Source organism: Streptomyces sp. NBC_00385 (genome assembly GCF_035917155.1).
Taxonomy (GTDB): domain Bacteria; phylum Actinomycetota; class Actinomycetes; order Streptomycetales; family Streptomycetaceae; genus Streptomyces; species Streptomyces poriferorum.
This window is the reverse complement of the sequence record NZ_CP107951.1, coordinates 5148396-5165090: the sequence shown is the minus strand read 5'-3', so window position 1 is coordinate 5165090 and position 16695 is coordinate 5148396. Positions and strand designations below refer to the sequence as shown.

General features: G+C 70.4%; 14 protein-coding genes and 2 pseudogenes. 5 read left to right on the top strand and 11 right to left on the bottom strand.

The window, feature by feature from the left end:
• Positions 1–17 precede the first annotated feature (17 nt).
• Entirely contained in the window at positions 18–401 is a 384-nt protein-coding gene (locus OG959_RS23145; RefSeq protein WP_326661306.1) for a VOC family protein, read from the bottom strand.
• Positions 398–1198 (bottom strand): trans-aconitate 2-methyltransferase, encoded by an 801-nt coding sequence (locus OG959_RS23140; protein WP_326661305.1) that lies wholly within the window; start codon positions 1196–1198, stop codon positions 398–400. Before OG959_RS23140 ends, OG959_RS23145 begins: the two co-directional genes overlap by 4 nt.
• Before the next feature lie 88 nt (positions 1199–1286).
• On the opposite strand from OG959_RS23140, the gene OG959_RS23135 reads away from it, so the two are divergent.
• Entirely contained in the window at positions 1287–1784 is a 498-nt protein-coding gene (locus OG959_RS23135; protein ID WP_148019081.1) for a MarR family winged helix-turn-helix transcriptional regulator, read from the top strand.
• Here OG959_RS23135 and OG959_RS23130 read toward each other — a convergent pair.
• Positions 1743–2540, bottom strand: coding sequence for a response regulator transcription factor (locus OG959_RS23130; RefSeq protein WP_326666559.1), 798 nt, complete (start codon positions 2538–2540; stop codon positions 1743–1745). The two genes, OG959_RS23135 and OG959_RS23130, sit on opposite strands and share 42 nt — an antisense overlap.
• Before the next feature lie 279 nt (positions 2541–2819).
• Between OG959_RS23130 and OG959_RS23125 the strand changes: the two genes are divergently transcribed.
• Positions 2820–3287 carry a GNAT family N-acetyltransferase gene (locus OG959_RS23125; RefSeq protein ID WP_326661304.1) on the top strand — a complete coding sequence of 156 codons (468 nt, stop codon included), beginning with the start codon at positions 2820–2822 and terminating at the stop codon, positions 3285–3287.
• A gap of 14 nt (positions 3288–3301) precedes the next feature.
• Here the strand turns inward: OG959_RS23125 and galK are convergent, their stop codons facing one another.
• From galK to galT, 3 genes are read right to left on the bottom strand one after another with little or no spacing between them, the layout of a single operon-like run.
• On the bottom strand, positions 3302–4468 hold the full coding sequence (galK, locus tag OG959_RS23120; protein WP_326661303.1) for a galactokinase: 1167 nt from the start codon (positions 4466–4468) through the stop codon (positions 3302–3304).
• Positions 4465–5445, bottom strand: a complete 981-nt coding sequence (gene galE / locus OG959_RS23115) for a UDP-glucose 4-epimerase GalE (protein WP_326661301.1) — start codon at positions 5443–5445, stop codon at positions 4465–4467. The genes galK and galE overlap by 4 nt, the downstream gene beginning before the upstream one ends.
• Positions 5442–6485: a galactose-1-phosphate uridylyltransferase gene (gene galT, locus OG959_RS23110; RefSeq protein ID WP_326661299.1), complete on the bottom strand. Its 1044-nt coding sequence runs from the start codon at positions 6483–6485 to the stop codon at positions 5442–5444. The genes galE and galT overlap by 4 nt, the downstream gene beginning before the upstream one ends.
• Before the next feature lie 234 nt (positions 6486–6719).
• Between galT and OG959_RS23105 the strand changes: the two genes are divergently transcribed.
• On the top strand, positions 6720–8390 hold the full coding sequence (locus OG959_RS23105) for a sodium:solute symporter family protein (RefSeq protein ID WP_326661297.1): 1671 nt from the start codon (positions 6720–6722) through the stop codon (positions 8388–8390).
• A 15-nt stretch (positions 8391–8405) separates the two neighbouring features.
• Positions 8406–8702, top strand: a complete 297-nt coding sequence (locus OG959_RS23100) for a hypothetical protein (protein WP_326661295.1) — start codon at positions 8406–8408, stop codon at positions 8700–8702.
• Positions 8703–8790: 88 nt separating this feature from the next.
• Here OG959_RS23100 and OG959_RS23095 read toward each other — a convergent pair whose 3' ends face one another.
• Both OG959_RS23095 and OG959_RS23090 read right to left on the bottom strand, forming a co-directional pair.
• Positions 8791–9486 (bottom strand): helix-turn-helix transcriptional regulator, encoded by a 696-nt coding sequence (locus OG959_RS23095; RefSeq protein WP_326661293.1) that lies wholly within the window; start codon positions 9484–9486, stop codon positions 8791–8793.
• A gap of 468 nt (positions 9487–9954) precedes the next feature.
• Positions 9955–10377 (bottom strand): annotated as a pseudogene (locus OG959_RS23090) (RNA-guided endonuclease InsQ/TnpB family protein); the annotation flags it as partial.
• Positions 10378–10422: 45 nt separating this feature from the next.
• Here OG959_RS23090 and tnpA point away from each other — a divergent pair.
• Positions 10423–10689, top strand: a pseudogene (gene tnpA, locus OG959_RS23085) (IS200/IS605 family transposase); the annotation flags it as partial.
• A gap of 194 nt (positions 10690–10883) precedes the next feature.
• On the opposite strand, the gene OG959_RS23080 reads toward tnpA, so the two are convergent.
• From OG959_RS23080 to OG959_RS23070, 3 genes are all read right to left on the bottom strand, one after another.
• Positions 10884–12761, bottom strand: a complete 1878-nt coding sequence (locus OG959_RS23080) for an outer membrane protein assembly factor BamB family protein (protein WP_326661291.1) — start codon at positions 12759–12761, stop codon at positions 10884–10886.
• A 112-nt stretch (positions 12762–12873) separates the two neighbouring features.
• On the bottom strand, positions 12874–14721 hold the full coding sequence (locus OG959_RS23075) for an outer membrane protein assembly factor BamB family protein (protein ID WP_326661289.1): 1848 nt from the start codon (positions 14719–14721) through the stop codon (positions 12874–12876).
• Between the two features lie 252 nt (positions 14722–14973).
• Complete coding sequence (locus tag OG959_RS23070; protein ID WP_326661287.1) at positions 14974–16683, bottom strand: outer membrane protein assembly factor BamB family protein; 1710 nt, start codon at positions 16681–16683, stop codon at positions 14974–14976.
• Positions 16684–16695 lie beyond the last annotated feature (12 nt).

The window sequence follows — 16695 nt, the reverse complement described above, 5'->3', positions numbered from 1 at the left end:
CGCAGGGCGGGGCCCCGTCACCGGTCTTCCGGTGCCGGGGCCCCGTCCGGTTCCAGGAACTCCAGCCGGTTGCCCACCGGGTCGTGGCTGAAGAAACGGCGGTGGCCCGGCAGGTCCCCGTCCCAGCGGACCTCGGCGCCGCGTTCCGTCAGCCGGGCCGCGAAGGCCTCGATGTCCCGGACGCGCAGGCCGGGATGTGCCTTGCGGGCCGGGCGGAAGTCCGCCTCGATGCCCAGGTGGAGCTGGACCGGGCCGGCCTGGAACCAGCAGCCGCCGCGGGCGGCCAGGACCGGCGGCTTGGCCGTCTCCGTCATGCCGAGGGTGTGCACGTAGTACGTGCGCAGCGCCTCCTCGGAGCCCTCGGGGGCGGCCAGCTGGACATGGTCGAGGGCGGCGATCATGACTTCTCCCGGTGGGCGACGGCGAAGATGCGGCGGAACGGGAAGACCGTGCCGTGCGGGCCCGCGGGGTAGGCGGCGCGCAGCAGGTCGCGGTACTCGGCGAGGAAGGCGTCCCGGGCCTCCTCGTCGTCGGCGAGGGCGGTGAGGACCGGGCGCAGTCCCGTGCCCTTCACCCAGTCGAGGACGGCATCCCGGCCGTGCAGGAGGTGGAGGTAGGTGGTCTCCCAGACGTCTGCGGTGATGCCGGGGGCCGTGAGGTGTTCCAGGTAGCCGGCCGGGCTCAGGACCGCGTCCGCGTGGCGCAGGCTCCCTCCCAGGCGGGAGCGCCAGCGCGGGGACTCGGCGAGTTCGCGCATCAGGGCGTGCGAGGGCTGGTCGAAGTTGCCCGGGACCTGGAGGGCGAACGTGCCGCCGGGGGTGAGCGCGTCCAGCCAGTCCGGGAAGCGGCCGGCGTGGCCGGGGACCCACTGGAGCAGGGCGTTGGAAACGATCAGGTCGTGCGGGCGGCCGGGGGTCCAGGTCGTGGCGTCGGCCTCGGCGAAGTCCAGCAGGGCGGTGGCGTGGGCGCGGGCCCGTTCCAGCATCTGCGGGGAGTTGTCGTAGCCGGTGATACGGGCCCGGGGCCAGCGCTCGGCGAGCAGCGCGGTGACGTTGCCCGCGCCGCAGCCGAGGTCGGCGATGCGGGGGGCGGAGCCGTCCGGCAGCTCGGGTACGCGGGCCAGCAGGTCGTGGAAGGGACGGGTGCGATGGTCCGCGTGGCGCAGGTACTGCTGCGGATCCCAGAGGGGTGCGGTCATGCCGTCCAGGATCGACCCGAAGTATCTTGATGTCAAGACACTTGAATTCAAGAGACTTCATGTCGACAGACCCTCTACACTGATCCACATGGAGGACGAGGTCGACCGACTGGTCGCTGCATGGCGCCGAGAGCGCCCCGACCTCGACGTGGAACCGCTCGAGGTCCTCAGCCGCGTCTCCCGCCTGGCCCGCCATCTCGACCGGGCCCGCAGAATCGCCTTCGCCGAGCACCACCTGGAGCCGTGGGAGTTCGACGTCCTCACGTCGCTGCGCCGCGCCGGCTCCCCGTACCAGCTCTCGCCCGGCCAGCTCCTCACCCAGACGCTGGTCACGTCGGGCACGATGACCAACCGCATCGACCGGCTGACCAAGAAGAACCTCGTCGAGCGGCTCCCCGACCCCAGCGACCGCCGCGGTGTACTGGTCCGGCTCACCGCGGAGGGCCGCGACAAGGCCGACCAGTCACTGGCCGGCCTGCTCGCCCAGGAGCGCGCCATCCTGGGCGAACTCTCCCGTCAGCAGCGGGGCGAACTGGCGGGACTGCTACGCCAGTTGACCGCCCCGTTCGACAACGTCCCCGGCTAGGACCGGCGCCTCCAGGTCGGCGGGACCGACACCCGCCCTCCGGGCCAGCGCGACCGCCGCCAGCGTCGAGTGCACGCCCAGTTTCCCCAGCACGTTCTGCATGTGCGTACGCACCGTGTGCGGGGAGAGGAAGAGCCGCTCCGCCACCGCCTTGCGGCCCAGGCCCGCCACCATGCAGCGCAGCACCTCGCGCTCGCGCGGGGTCAGGGACTCGACGAGCTGTTCGCTCTCGGTGCGGTGCTTGCGGTCCGCCATCAGCTCCCGCAGTACGCCCGTGAGCAGCGCGGGCGGCAGATGCGTCTCGTCGCGCAGCACGCCCCGGATCACCGCGAGCAGCCGTTGCAGCGAGCTGTCCTTGGCCACCCAGCCGCAGGCGCCCGCCTGGAGCGCGAGCGCGGCCCGGCGCGGGTCGTCCTTCTCGGCGAGCACCACCGTACGCACCCGGCACCGCAGCGAGCGGATGCCGGCGACCAGGGAGATGCCGTCGACCAGGCCGTTCTCCCCCGCGTTCGGAGCGGGCACCGGGACCGGGCCTGCGGCCGGGCGGCCGGGCGGGCGCAGGATGCCCAGTTCGGCGTCGACGAGTATCACGTCGTAACCGCGGCCCTCGGACGCCGCGCGTTCCAGGCAGCGCAGAGCGGCCGGGCCGTTGCCCGCCGCGGCCACGTCGACATCGGGCTCGGCGGCCAGCGCCGCGGCGAGCGACTCGGCGAAAATGCGGTGGTCGTCGACGACGAGAACCCGGATACGGGCCACAGGCACCCCCATGCTGTGTGTTCTGGGGCACGCGAAGGATGCGGCCCCCGGCAGGGACGGACCGGCGCGGGTGCGACGCCCGGAGCGGGAAGTTGAACCGCAGTCCACGGCCGCCGCCGTGCACCGACTGCCCTCCCGCCCGGGCGTCGCACCCGGCTGTCTCGTACCCCTGAATCAGCACCGGCCCCCACCGGTGCTGTGCATCAGGGTACGGGCGGCGGCTCCGGGGGGAAGGAAATTCGCAGAACTGACGGACAGTCGGGTCCTAGGGTGTTGTTCATGTTCCGTCTTGAGACAGAAGTGGACAAAGAGCGACGTCAGCTGCTGAACAAGTGGCTGCGCGACGACAACACCGCTCGCTCACCGCGGCTGCGCGCCCTGCGCGATACGCCGGCAGCGCTCGAAGTCCCGCTGGAGGTATGGGCGCTGGACGCCGATGACCGGCTCGCCGCGGGACTGACCGGCCGCACCTGGGCGACCTGGCTCCATGTGGACCTGCTCTGGGTCGACGCCCGCCATCGCGGTTCCGGCCTCGGCTCGCGGCTGCTCGCCGAGGCGGAACGGGTGGCCCGGACCGAGCGGTCCTGCGTCCGCTCGCGGGTGGAGACCTGGGACTTCCAGGCCCCGGACTTCTACCGGAGGCGGGGTTACGAGGTGCGGGGGCGGATCGAGAACTACCCGCCGGGCATCACCGAGTTCACCCTCGTCAAGGAGCTCGGACCGGTCCGGCCGGGGGCGCGCCCCTGACCGGACCGGCGGGCTCAGACGAGCCGGCGGGCTCCCGCGGACGGCACCGCGGGGAACACGCCCGGGGCCGCGTAACCGGCTGCGGCGAACGCCTCCCGCACGGACTTGGTGACGGTGTCCTCCTGCGACTCCTCGACGAGCACGATCGCCGAGCCGCCGAAACCGCCGCCGGTCATCCGCGCACCGAGCGCGCCGGCCGCGTTCGCCGTCTCGACGACCAGGTCCAACTCCACGCAGGAGACCCGCAGATCGTCACGGAGCGAGACGTGCCCGGCGGTGAGGACCGGACCCGCCGCGCGCACCTCGCCGGAGTCGAGCAGCGCGATGACCTGCTCGACGCGCTGGTTGTCGCCGACCACATGGCGCACGTAGCGCACGACGGACTCGTCGGCGCCGGAGGCGGCCAGTGTGTCGAGCGCGGTGCCCAGCTCCGCGTACGGGAGTTCGCGCAGGGTGCGGATGCCGAGCAGCCGGGCGCCCTCCTCGCAGCCGGCCCGCCGCTCCGCGTAGGCGCCGTCGCCCAGCGCGTGCTTGACGCGGGTGTCGACCACCAGGAGCCGCAGACCGTGGGCGGCCAGGTCGAAGGGGACCTGGCGCTGGGTGAGGTCACGGGTGTCCAGGTGCAGGGCGTGGCCCTCGGTGCAGCAGGCCGACGCCATCTGGTCCATGACGCCGCAGGGGACGCCGACGAACGCGTTCTCGGCGCGCTGGGCGAGGACCGCGAGCTCGGCGGCGGTGAGGCCGAGCCCGAAGAGGTCGCTCAAAGCCAGTCCGGTCACCACTTCGAGGGCGGCGGACGAGGAGAGGCCGGCGCCGGTGGGGACGGTGGAGGACAGCTGGATGTCGGCACCGGTGATCGCGTGGCCGGCCTCGCGCAGCGCCCAGACGACACCGGCCGGGTAGGCGGCCCAGCCGTGGCCGGAGTGCGGGGCCAGCTCGTCGACGCGGAGCTGGACGACGCCGCCCGGCACATCGGTGGAGTGCAGCCGCAGCTCGCCGTCGCCGCGGCGGGCGACGGCGGCCCGTGCGGTGTGCGGCAGGGCGAGCGGCATCACGAAGCCGTCGTTGAAGTCGGTGTACTCGCCGATCAGGTTGACCCGGCCGGGGGCGGCCCAGACTCCCTCGGGCTCGGTCCCGTAGAGCTCGGTGAACGAGGCGGTCAGCTCAGCGTGGTCGGTCATGGTGCGGTGGGCTCCTCTCGGCGGGCGAACGTCCAGGCGTCGGTGACGATTCCGGCCAGGTCGGCGCGGGACGGCTGCCAGCCGAGGCGCTCCCTGGCGGTGGCGGCGGAGGCGACGAGCACGGCCGGGTCGCCGCCGCGGCGCGGGGCCGCGGTCTCGGGGACCGGGTGGCCGGTGACCCGGCGGACCGTCTCGATGACCTCGCGGACCGAGAAGCCGTTGCCGTTGCCGAGGTTGCAGACCAGGTGCTCGCCCGCGGTGGCGGCGTCGAGGGCCAGCAGGTGGGCCTCGGCGAGGTCGGCGACGTGGATGTAGTCGCGGACGCAGGTGCCGTCGGGGGTGGGGTAGTCGTCGCCGTAGACGGAGATCGACGCGCGCTGCCCGAGCGCGACCTGGAGGACCAGCGGGATGAGGTGGGACTCGGGGCTGTGCCGCTCGCCGCAGTCGCCGTACGCCCCCGCCACGTTGAAGTAGCGCAGCGAGACGGCGGCCAGGCCGTGGGCGGCCGCCTCACCGGTGATCATGTGGTCGACGGCGAGCTTGGTGGCGCCGTACGGGCTGGTCGGGGCGGTGGGGTCGGCCTCGGTGATGGGGCTGGAGACCGGTTCGCCGTAGGTGGCCGCGGTGGAGGAGAAGACCAGGGTGCGCACCCCGGCGTCGCGCATCGCGGCGAGCAGGGCGGTGGAGCCGCCGACGTTGTTGACCCAGTACTTCTCCGGGTCGGCGACGGACTCGCCGACCTGGGAGTACGCGGCGAAGTGCAGCACCCCGTCGTAGGAGGAGTCCAGCCATTTGGCGGCGTCCTGGATGCGGCCCTCGATGAACTCGGCGCCGGCCGGGACGCCCTCGCGGAACCCGGTGGAGAGGTCGTCGAGGACGGTGACGGTGTGCCCCGCCTCCAGCAGGTGCTGGGCGACCACACTGCCCACGTATCCCGCGCCGCCGGTCACCAGGTACTTCTTCGGGGACTTGCTCACTCGCTCGCTACCTCTCGCAGTCGCTGGGCCGCGGTCTCCGGCGGCACGTCGTTGATGAACACGCTCATGCCGGATTCGGAACCCGCGAGGAACTTCAGCTTGCCGGAGGTACGTCGGATGGTGAAAAGCTCCAGATGGAGCGCGAAGTCCTCCCGCCCCTCGACACCGAACGGTGCCTGGTGCCAGGCGGAGATGTACGGGGTCGGCGGCTCGCCGGGGCCGAAGATCCGGTCGAATCGCCTCAAGAGTTCCAGATAGACCTGTGGGAATTCCGTGCGGGCCGCCTCGTCGAGCTGCCGCAGGTCGGCGACGCGCCGGCGCGGGTACAGATGGACCTCGTACGGCCAGTGCGCGGCGTACGGCACGAAGGCCACCCAGTGCTCGCCGGCCAGCACGATCCGTGAACCGTCGGCCTCCTCGCGGGCGACGATGTCGTCGAAGAGGTTGCCGCCGGTCTCCGCGCGGTGGGCCGCCGCGGAGCGGAGCATCAGCTCGGTGCGCGGGGTGACGAAGGGGTAGCCGTAGATCTGGCCGTGCGGGTGGCCGAGAGTGACGCCGATCTCGGCGCCCCGGTTCTCGAAGCAGAACACCTGGCGGACCTGGGGGAGCTCGGCGAGCTCGGCGGTGCGGTCGGTCCACGCCTCCAGGACGAGTCCGGCCTGCTCCTCGGTGAGGTCGGCGAAGGAGGCGTCGTGGTCGGAGGTGAAGCAGACGACCTCGCAGCGGCCGGAGTCACCGGCGAGCGAGGGGAAGCGGTTCTCGAAGACGGCGACGTCGTAGTCCGGCTCCGGGATCTCGCTCTGCCGGCCCTCCTGCGAGGGGCAGAGCGGGCACTCGTCGGCCGGGGGGTGGTAGATGCGGCCCTGGCGGTGCGAGGCGATGGCGACGCTGTCGCCGAGGAGCGGGTCGCGGCGGACCTCGGAGGAGGTCGAGACGGGATCCAGCGGGCGCCGGTCGACCGCGTCGCGCACGACGTCGTCACGGCTGTCGTAGTAGATCAGCTCCCGGCCGTCGGCGAGCGTCGTAACCGTCTTCTTCACCAGACTCCTCCCAAACAGAACCGAACACAATGAACCACAAATCAACAGACTCGTCAATGATTCGGCATCCGCGACGTGACAGGGAATCTCGGGGGCCACGCGAGGGTTGGGACTGGCTTTTTCGGCAATACGATCACAATCCAACAAAGAACCTCATCGGAAGTGTTCAGTTTCTGAACACAAGAGCGTAGTTTCCTTCGGGTTCAGTTCGCGCAACGAAGCGAGTACCCCCACATGCAATATCTGGCTGCAGGGCTCCGGCTCCCCACGAACGGGCTCGACTACACGATCCTGGCGATCTACTTCGTCGTCGTTCTCGGCATCGGCTTCGCCGCTCGGTCGAGCGTGAAGACGAGCCTCGACTTCTTCCTGTCCGGACGGTCACTGCCCGCATGGGTGACCGGTCTGGCCTTCGTCGCGGCGAATCTCGGCGCCACGGAGATCCTCGGCATGGCGGCGACCGGCGCGCAGTACGGCGTCGCGGTCGTCCACTGGTACTGGATCGGCGCCATCCCGGCCATGGTCTTCCTGGGCCTCGTGATGATGCCCTTCTACTACCGGTCGAAGGTGCGCTCCGTACCGGAGTTCCTCCTCCAGCGCTTCGACAAGTCGGCTCACCTGCTGAGCTCCATACTCTTCGCCTTCTCGGCGGTCCTGATCGCGGGCGTGAACCTGTACGCCCTGTCGATCGTCGTGGAGGCGCTCCTCGGCTGGCCGCAGTGGGTCGCCATCGTGGTCGCGGGCCTCTTCGTCCTGATCTACATCACCATCGGCGGGCTCTCCTCCGCGATCTACAACGAGGTGCTGCAGTTCTTCGTCATCCTCGCCGCGCTGATCCCGCTGACCGTGCTGGGCCTCAAGCGCGTCGGCGGCTGGGACGGACTGAGCGACTCGCTGGAATCGAGCCACGGCGCGAACTTCATGACCGCCTGGGGCGGCACCGGCATCGGTGACGCCAACCCCCTCGGGGCCAACTGGCTGACGATCATCCTCGGCCTGGGCTTCGTGCTCTCGTTCGGCTACTGGACGACCAACTTCGCCGAGGTGCAGCGCGCCCTGTCCGCGAAGAACCTCTCGGCCGCCCAGCGCACCCCGCTGATCGCCGCGTTCCCGAAGATGTTCATCGTCTTCCTGGTGATGATCCCCGGCCTGGTCGCCGCCGTGGTCGTGCCCAACATCGGCGCCGCCGGCTCGGACACGACCTACAACGACGCCATCCCGCTGCTGATGCGGGAGTTGCTGCCCAACGGTGTGCTCGGCATCGCGGTGACCGGCCTGCTGGCCGCGTTCATGGCCGGCATGGCCGCCAACGTCTCCTCGTTCAACACCGTGTTCACCACGGACATCTGGGCGCGGTACGTGAAGAAGGACCAGCCGGACGCGTACTACCTGGGCTTCGGTCGCAAGATCACGGTGCTCGGGGTGCTGGCCTCCATCGGCACGGCGTTCATCGCCTCCAGCTTCTCCAACATCATGAGCTACCTCCAGACGCTGTTCTCCTTCTTCAACGTCCCGCTCTTCGTCGTCTTCATCATCGGCATGTTCTGGAAGCGCGCCTCGATGAAGTCGGGTGTCTGGGGCCTGCTGGCGGGCACCACGGCCGCGATGGTCAACTACTTCGTGATCTACAAGCAGGGTGTCATCGACATCCCGAGCGACCAGGGCGCCAACTTCGTCTCCGCGATCGTCGGATTCGTCGCCGGTGCGGTCGTCATGGTCGTCGTCACGCTGTTCACGGCTCCCAAGCCCGAGGCCGAACTGGCAGGTCTCGTCTACGGAACCGAGTCCCCGGACGCCGACGAGGTGCCCGCGGAGGGCGACGACGCCTGGTACCGCAGGCCCGCACTGCTGGGCTGGAGCGCGATCGTGATCGCCGCCCTGTGCTACGTCCCCTACTCGTTCTGATCGGAGTCACCCACCATGTCCGACCTGCACAAGGAAGTCTCCGATCTGGAGAAGAAGTCCGCCACGGCGGCCCGGCTGTTCGACATCCGGACGATCATCGGCGGTCTCTTCGTGGTCTACGGGGTCATCGTCACCATCGCCGGGATCAGCCCGTCCGACGCGGATCTGAAGAAGGCCGAGGGCGTCCACATCAACCTGTGGACCGGTCTCGCCATGCTGGTCCTGGGGCTGTTCTTCCTGGGCTGGATGAAGCTGCTCCCGGTCCAGCCGCCGGCCGCCGCGCCGGACACCACGGACACGCCCGGTAACTGACGCCAAATCAGCACCGCGGGCAGGGTCCTTCGTCCGGGCCCCGCTGGCCCGGCGTGATCCGAACGAGAGACCCAAGGGCCGGACACCGTCAGCCGACGGTGTCCGGCCCTTGCGGCGCCTCCAGCACCGCCCGGTCCAGCAGTCCGGTACGGGCGGCGAGCGCCGCGGCCTCCAGCCGGGAGCCGACACCCAGCTTCATCAGCACGCGCTGCACATGGGTACGGGCCGTGCTGGGCGCGATCCGCATGCCGGCCGCGATCAGCCGGGTGTCCTCGCCCTCGGCGACCCGGACCAGGACCTCGACCTCGCGCGGGGTGAGCATCCGCAGCAGCCGCCGGCCCTCGTCGTCCGGCTGCGCCGCCGGGTTGAGCAGTTCGGCGAAGGCGCCCTGGAGCAGTTGCGGCGCGATCGCCGCCTCGCCGGCGCGCACCTTGGCCATCGCCCGCTCGACGCCTTCGATGCGTTCGTCGTGCCGGACGTACCCCGCGGCGCCGGCCGCGAAGGCCGCGGCGATGCCGCGGGGGCTGGGCACCGGACCGAGGACCACCACGGCCGTCTGCGGGCGCTCGCGCCTGATCCTGACGACCGGGTCGAAGGTGCCCGGTTCGGCAGGTGCCGCCGTGCCGAACAGACAGATCTCCGGAGCCCTGCTGACGACCAGTTCCGCCGCCCCGGAGGTGGGCGCGGCGGCGGCGAGCACGCGGTGTCCGCGCAGTTTCAGTGCCGAGGCGAGCGCCTCGGCGAGCAGTCGGTGGTCATCGATCACCATGAGCCGCACACCCATCGGGCACTCCCCCCTCGCAGCGGCAGGCCCCCCGGCCCCCTACAGACCCGGCAAGTTACACGCTTGTTCGAGGCAGCGGGCCCATTGGCGGACAGAAGGATCGAGATAGCCGACTTCGGGTGCTTTGGGAGCGAGTTGATAACCCATCATGGTCGGATACTGCCTGTTGTAGTCAGCGTGCTGACCTATCCGGACCACCTTCTGGGGGAATCGCGCGCCTCAAGAACGCTCTGCTCGTCTCGGCGGACACGTGTGCGGTGCTCGCAGGGCCCGCGTTCACAGGGACGGCCGCCGCCTCCAACGCCACCGGCGGCGCCGGCACCCACTACTTTCCGATCCACCGGGTCTCCACCGGCGCCGGCACCGCATGGGGCGCGACCAGCTACGCAAACCCCGGTGGCTGGATCAGCACCGCGGATCGAGCTGTGCCAGGTGACTCCTCCCCGCCGTGAAGGGCGGGGCTTCTCGCTATGCCTGGTTGGCGTGGCGACGGACCAGCCCGGCCCGTAGGACGTTAAGTGCCCCGACCTCGTCGGCGTGGGCCTGGTGGCCGCAGTCGACGCAGTGGAACTTCTCCTGTGTGGGCCGGTTCACCTTGGCGGTGTGCCCGCATTGGGGACACGTGCGGGAGGTGTTGCGGGGGTCCACGGCCATCACTTCCCGCCCGGCACTCTCAGCCTTCGCGTTCAGGATCGTCAGGAACACCCCCCATCCGGCATCAGCGATCGAGTAGTTGAGTCCCGCCTTGGCTGCTGCCCCGTTGGGCAGGAACGCGCCCGCAGTTTCGGGGTTGGGCTTCGGAGCGGGGGCTTTGCTCATGTTGCGGATCTTGAGGTCTTCGTGCGCGATGAAGTCGTGCTCACGGACCAGGGTGAGTGCGGTCTTGTGTGACCGGAACGTCGCTTCACTCGCAGGAGTGACCATGCAAGTCAGCTCTCCGCGGCAGAGTTGCGCGAGCTCAACGGTGAGGACGACCACGTCCACCTTCCGGTGCACTACCCACCAGAGGTCCAGCTGCCCAAACCGGTCAACTTCCTCAAAGGGGTCTTCTCCCGACACCTGTGCAAGGAGTTCACCGGCCGCACCGACCGGGCAATCACGCACGGCCGTTTCTGGTCCCCGTCCTCCTTCGCAGGGTCCTGCGGCGGAGCACCACTGAGCAGCGTCAAGCAGTACATCGAGCAGCAGAAACGTCCGCTCTGAGCGTCACGTCGGAGCAGCCACGAGATCGCATTCCCGCCCGGCCTGAAGGCCGGGATTCCCTGCGAAGATCAGGGATGGTTCGTCCCGGGCCCGGTCGAGACCCACGGATACACCGAAGCGGTCTTGCGGGCGGGACGGGACATGCGTGAGGGGGTGGAGCCGGCCGGCTCCACCCCCTCACGCATGCTCTGGGGTCAGTTCGTACTGAACGAGACGACGAGGTACTCCTTGTCGTTCAGCGAACTCTCCCGCGGCTTGCTGACCATCGTCTCGGAGATGAACAGCTTGCCGCCGCCGTAGACGTACTCGGCGTAGTCCGAGGAGAAACTGGTCTCCGCGTCCCGGACGGACTCGTCGCCCGGGTTGTCCATCAGCACGGTCTGCTTGAAGGTCGCGCCGTCGATGGAGACGATCTGGCCGCCCTTGTCGTAGGGGGGCTCCTTGTACGCGATGAGGTTGCCGCCGTCCATGCGGACCGGGAACATCGAGTAACGGTCGCCCGCGTCGGCCCGGTCACTGGTCGGCTTGCCGGTCGTCAGGTCGAACGACACGATCTCGTTGGTGTTGCCGTACTCCCCGGTGCCCTCGTGCTCCTCGGTGGGCACGTAGACGCGGTTGTTGCCGACGGCGAGGTGCTGGCAGCTCTCGACCTTCGTGGCGCGGCAGCTCGCCGCGTACTTCTCGCCGTCCGCCGCGATCCGGGTGAGCAGCTTGCCGCTGGCCGCGTCGATCGAGAAGAAGTCCGAGATGCCGCTGCCGTCACCCGCGGTGTCGCCGACGTCGGCGGCGACGACCAGGGGCTTGGTGGAGACGATGCTCGCGTAGTCGACGCCGGCCGGCATCTTGTACGAGGAGAGCGGGGCGCCCGACGTCGGGTTCAGGGCCTGGATGATGAGCTGCGGGTCGTCGTAGGTACCGCACTTGCGGACCACGGCGAGTGCCTCGCCGCCGCCGTACCCCTTGTCGTAGCAGCCGTCGGTGCTGACCTTGGGCTTCCAGCGCTCGGCGCCGGTGTTCAGGTCGAAGGCCGCGCCGCCTTCGGTGCCGCCGGCGGCGACCGTGCTGCCGCTGAGCGTGACCTCGTCGAAGCGGACCGGGCGGTCGCCGCCGGTGGAGGCGGTGACCGACTTGTTCCACATGAGCTTGCCGGTGTTCAGGTCGAGGGCGCCGACCTGGTTGCAGCTGGGGTACTTGTTGGCCGTGGTCCGCTTGCCCTCCTCGAAGGCGATGGCCGTCTTGAAGTCCTTGCTCATGTGCCGGGAGGCGGCACACACCTGGCCGTCCAGCGGGATCGACCAGAGCTTGGTGCCCTTGGCCGGGTCGTAGGCGACGATCTCGTTGACGCCCGTCTTCACGTACGCCTTGTCGGTCAGCCAGGAGCCGACGACCGTCGTGACGTCGGTGACCTTGGGCTGCGGGAGCTGGAAGCCGACGTGCGCCTTGACGTCGGCCGGGGCCTTCTCCTTGCCGTCACCGCCGAGGCTGCTGCCCGAACCGCCCTTGTTCTCACCGGTGGTGCCGGCGGAGCTGACCGCCTCGTCCTTCTTGTCGTCGTCGCCGCCGCTGGACGCGAACCAGACACCCGCGCCGACGATCAGCGCAACGGCGACCGCCGCGGCGACGATGATCTGGGCCTGTGTGGAGAACTTCTTCGGCCCGTTGCCGCCGGGCTGCTGCGGCTGGTACGGCTGCTGCATCGGGGCGGTCGGGTAGCCGTAGCCCTGCTGCGGCGCCTGGCCCGGCGGGAATCCGTACCCCTGCTGCGGCTGGCCCTGCGGGGGCGTCTGCGGGAATCCGTACCCGGGCTGCGGCGGCCGGCCCTGCGGGTAGCCGTAGCCGGGCTGCTGCGGCGGCGGGCCCGCGGGCGGCGGGGTGCCGTAGCCGCCGGGGGCCGGGGGCGGCGGCGTGGCCGGCGGCTTGCCGAACGGGTCGGCGGGCGGCGGCGTCGGGGCGCCGAAACCACCGGGGGGCGGGTCCTGCGGAGCGCCGAAACCACCGGGCGGCTGGTCCTGGGGGGCGCCGAACCCGCCCTGGGGCGGGTCGTTGGGCGGCGGCTGGGGCGGCTGCGTCATGGCGTTGCGTACCTCTGGAGAAGGGGAGTCGGTCGGTGGGCGGGAACCGGTCGCGGACGGGTCTGCCGCCGTCCGCGACCGGTGGTGTTCCTGCGGGTGCCGTGGGGAGCTGTTACTTGCCGAAGGCCATCATGGTCTTCGTCTCCAGTTCCTTTTCGTCGTTGCTCGCACTGATCCGCCCGCTCGTGATGAACGAACGGCCGCCCGCGTAGAGCACCTCCTCGTCCCAGAAGGAGCTCTCGATCTGTGCCGTCGACGCCGGGTGCTGGAGCACCATCTTCGGACTGCCGCCGGAGGGGGACAGGGTGGCGATCCCGCCGCCCTTGTTGTACCCGGCGTCCACGTAGAGGAGCACGTCGGCGCCCTCCATCCGCAGCGGCTTCATGGTCTGCTCGGCCGGGGCCTTCGCCTTCCACTTCGTCCTGCCGGTGTTCAGGTTGAACGCGACGACCTGGTTGGTGCGGCCGGTGCCGCTGGTGTCGTCCTGCGTCGCCATGTAGAAGGTGTTGGCGTCGGCCGCGACACCGGTGCAGCCGTCGAGGCGCTGGCCGAAGACGGCGAACGCGCCACCGCAGTCAGGGGCGAACTTGTCGCCCTTGTCGCTGGTGATCTGGGAGCGGAGCGTGCCGTTCTCCCGGAACGCGACGATGCTCCACTTCTTGCTGTCGCCGCTGCCCTTGTTCAACGACACGACAAGCGGGCTCACCGAGTAGACCTTGTCGACCTCCACACCGCGTGCAAGCTTGTAGGTCCACTTGGGCTTGCCGGTGTTCGGATCGATCTCCTCGATCTCGTGCTGCGGATTCTCGACGTCGTCGGTACGGCAGCTGGTGGCGGCGATCAGCTTGGAGCCGCCCGCGAAGGCGAACGGCTGGCAGATGCCGGAGCGCTTGCCGAACAGTTCCTTGCCGTCACTCACCCGGAACGCGTTGGAGGCGCCGGTGCGGCCGACCGTCACGGTGTCGCCGCTGATGGCGAGGGAGATGTCCGACATCAGGTCGAAGAGCCCGCTGCTCTTGACCGGCTTCTTCCAGCCCGTCTTGCCCGTGTTGAGGTCGATCAGCTGGAGGTCGGAGCAGTCGGCCTTGTCGGACGTGCCGTTCTTGACCCCGATGACGATCCTGCCGTCCGTGGTGGTCTGCGCCGGTGCGGCGCAGATGTCCGCGGGCAGCTTCAGCGTCCACTTCTGCTTGCCGTCGGCCACCGAGTAGCCGGAGACCGTGCGGTACATGCCCTTGACGATGGTGTCGCCTACGATCCACGGCCCGTACACGTCCGCGCCGTTGCGCGGCAGGTCGACGTCGTTCTTCTGGAGCCAGAGGACCTTCGCCTCGCCGGGCTTGCGCCCGCCGTTCAGGTCGTCGCTGCCCTCACGACCGGTTCCGTCGCCGTCGCCCTCGTCGACGGTGGGCGACGTGGTCGGCTTCTGGACCTCGCCGCTCTTCTTCGCCACGGGCTTCTTCTCGTCGTCGTCCTTGCCCGCCAGCAGGAAGATGCCGCTGCCGATGACCAGGAGCGCGGCGACCGCGGCCCCGATGATCATGGCGGGCTTGCCCTTGAAGGGGTTGCCGCCGCCGGGTCCGGCCGGACCGGCGGGGGCCGGCGCGCCGGGGTACTGCTGCTGCGGATAGCCGTAACCGGGCTGCTGCGGCTGGCCGTACGGGCCGGGCTGCTGCTGCGCGTACGGGCCCGGCTGCTGCGGCTGACCGTAGGGCCCGGGCTGCTGGGCGTACGGTCCGGGCTGCTGGGGGTAGCCGTAACCGGCCTGCGGCGGCTGGCCCGGTGCCTGGGGCGGCTGCTGCGGGTAGCCGTAACCCGGCTGGCCGGCCGGTGCCTGGGGCGGCTGCGCGGGCGGCGGTGTCTGCGGCGGGCCCTGGGGCGGCTGAGGAACTCCCTGCGGCGGATCCTGCGGAGCGCCGAAGCCTCCCTGCGGCGGTTGCTGGCTGGGCGGCTGGGTCATCAGCGCGTCCCCCTTCATGCGGTCCGGTGCCCGGTCCGGACTCCCCCGCGATCGCGCCGGAGCCCCCGGAAGTCGGCGAGGACTCCGCGGATTACCAGCGAAATGGAGCGAATCGGGCATGGATCCCGCAGTGTTACGTCAGTCGAGCGGGGCTTCTTTGTACCACCCGGCCCGGCACCGGCTCCGGTTCGGTCCACCCCTGTTCCCAAGGGAGAACCGCCCCGTGATGCCGCCGTTACGCCTGAACGGCTGTCAGTTGCCGAAGGCCGCGATGGACCGCGTCTCGATCTCCTCGTCGTCCGAGCCGCTGATCCTCGAATACGTGAGGAAGCTTCGCCCGCCCACGTAGGAGACGGTCGGTTCGAAGAAGGCGCGTTCGACGAGGGTGGCCGCCGCCGGATGCCGCAGCACCATCTGCCAGTTACCGCCGGTGGACGGGACGGAGGCGATACCGCCGCCCTTGTTCTTGGCCGGCGCGAGGTACATCAGCAGCTTGCCGCCGTCCGTCCGCACGGGCGAGAGGGGCTGGTCGACCGGAGAGGTGACCGCCCACTTGAACTTGCCGGTGGACAGGTCGAAGGCGGCGACCTTGTTGCCCTCGCCGGCCTTGATGTCGACGGCCCCGGTCGCCATGTAGAACGTGTTCGCCCCGGCGGCGACCCCGACGCAGCTGTCGAGGTTGGACCCCTGGACGTGCCGGTCCTTGTCGCACTTGCGCGCGAAGTTGCCCGGTCCGCCGGAGAGCTGGGTGCGGTAGGTGCCGTCGGCGTTGAGCACGAGGACACCCCACTTGTCCTTCGTCTCCCCCTGCGTGAGCGAGACCACGATGGGGTCGGCGGAGTAGATCTGCTCGACCTGCCAGCCCTTCTTCACCTTGTACGTCCACTGCACCTTGCCGGTGGCGGGGTCGATCCGCTGCACCAGGTGTTCCTTGTGGTCGTCCGCGGCGGTCTGGCAGCTCGCCGCGGCGATCGCCACGGGGCCGCTGGCGAAGCCGAACGGCTGGCAGTTGCCGGGCAGCTTCCCGAACAGCACCTTGCCGTCGCTGACGCGGAAGGCGTCGGTCCTGCTGGTGCGTCCCACGGTCACGGTGTCGCCGTTGACCGACATCGCGAGGTCGGAGAGCCCGTCCCAGGCACCGTCGCGCACGTACGCCTTGCGCCAGCCGAGCTTGCCCGTCGTGAGGTCGACCATCTGGAGGTTGTCGCAGGACGCGTCGCTCGCGGTGCTGTGCTCGATGCCCAGGACGATCTTGCCGTCGGCGGTGGGCTGTGTGGGCGCCGCGCAGGCGTTGGCGGGCAGCCTCAGGGTCCACTTGCGCGTGCCGTCGGCGATCGAATAGCCCGTGACGGAGTGGTACATCGCCGTGACGACGGTGTCGCCGGCGAACCAGGGGCCGTAGACGTCCTCGCCGCCCTCCGGGAGGTCGATGCCGCTCTTCTGGAGCCAGAGGAGCTTCGCCTCGCCGGGCTTGCGCTCCGCGTTGATCTCGGCGGTCTCCTCGCGGGGGGTGCGCGTGCCGTCGTCGTCGCCGTCACCCTTGCCGTCGCCCTGGTCCAGGGTCGGCGAGGGCGAGGGGTCAGGCTGCCCCGAGTCGTGGCCGCCGGCCGTGGGCTTCTTGTCCGTGCCGTCCCCGTCGGAGGCGAACCAGATGCCGCCGCCGGCCAGGAGCACCACCCCGAGCACCGCGGCGACGATCACTCCGGTCCTGCCGCGGAGACGCCCGCCGCCCCGGGGGCCGCCTCCGCCGGAACGCGGCGGCTGCGGTGCCGGCTGCGGCGGGTACCCGTACCCCTGCGGCGGCTGGTGGTACGGGCCGGGCTGGTGGTACGGGCCGGGCTGGGCGCCGTACGGACCGGCCGGCTGCTGCGGGGCGGCCGGTGGCGGGTACGACCCGGGCGGCGGGTCGTAAGGAGCTCCGAACCCACCCTGCGGCGGCTGCTGTCCGGGCGGCTGGCTCATCGGCCCGTCCCC

What these genes read in the sequence shown, in the direction of transcription:
- OG959_RS23105 (WP_326661297.1), top strand. Translation starts at nt 6,720, where the DNA reads ATGCAATATCTGGCTGCAGGGCTCCGGCTCCCCACGAACGGGCTCGAC.
- OG959_RS23125 (WP_326661304.1), top strand. Translation starts at nt 2,820, where the DNA reads ATGTTCCGTCTTGAGACAGAAGTGGACAAAGAGCGACGTCAGCTGCTG.
- OG959_RS23100 (WP_326661295.1), top strand. Translation starts at nt 8,406, where the DNA reads ATGTCCGACCTGCACAAGGAAGTCTCCGATCTGGAGAAGAAGTCCGCC.
- OG959_RS23140 (WP_326661305.1), bottom strand. Translation starts at nt 1,198, where the DNA reads ATGACCGCACCCCTCTGGGATCCGCAGCAGTACCTGCGCCACGCGGAC.
- galK (WP_326661303.1), bottom strand. Translation starts at nt 4,468, where the DNA reads ATGACCGACCACGCTGAGCTGACCGCCTCGTTCACCGAGCTCTACGGG.
- OG959_RS23095 (WP_326661293.1), bottom strand. Translation starts at nt 9,486, where the DNA reads ATGGGTGTGCGGCTCATGGTGATCGATGACCACCGACTGCTCGCCGAG.
- OG959_RS23070 (WP_326661287.1), bottom strand. Translation starts at nt 16,683, where the DNA reads ATGAGCCAGCCGCCCGGACAGCAGCCGCCGCAGGGTGGGTTCGGAGCT.
- OG959_RS23080 (WP_326661291.1), bottom strand. Translation starts at nt 12,761, where the DNA reads ATGACGCAGCCGCCCCAGCCGCCGCCCAACGACCCGCCCCAGGGCGGG.
- OG959_RS23075 (WP_326661289.1), bottom strand. Translation starts at nt 14,721, where the DNA reads ATGACCCAGCCGCCCAGCCAGCAACCGCCGCAGGGAGGCTTCGGCGCT.
- OG959_RS23145 (WP_326661306.1), bottom strand. Translation starts at nt 401, where the DNA reads ATGATCGCCGCCCTCGACCATGTCCAGCTGGCCGCCCCCGAGGGCTCC.
- OG959_RS23135 (WP_148019081.1), top strand. Translation starts at nt 1,287, where the DNA reads ATGGAGGACGAGGTCGACCGACTGGTCGCTGCATGGCGCCGAGAGCGC.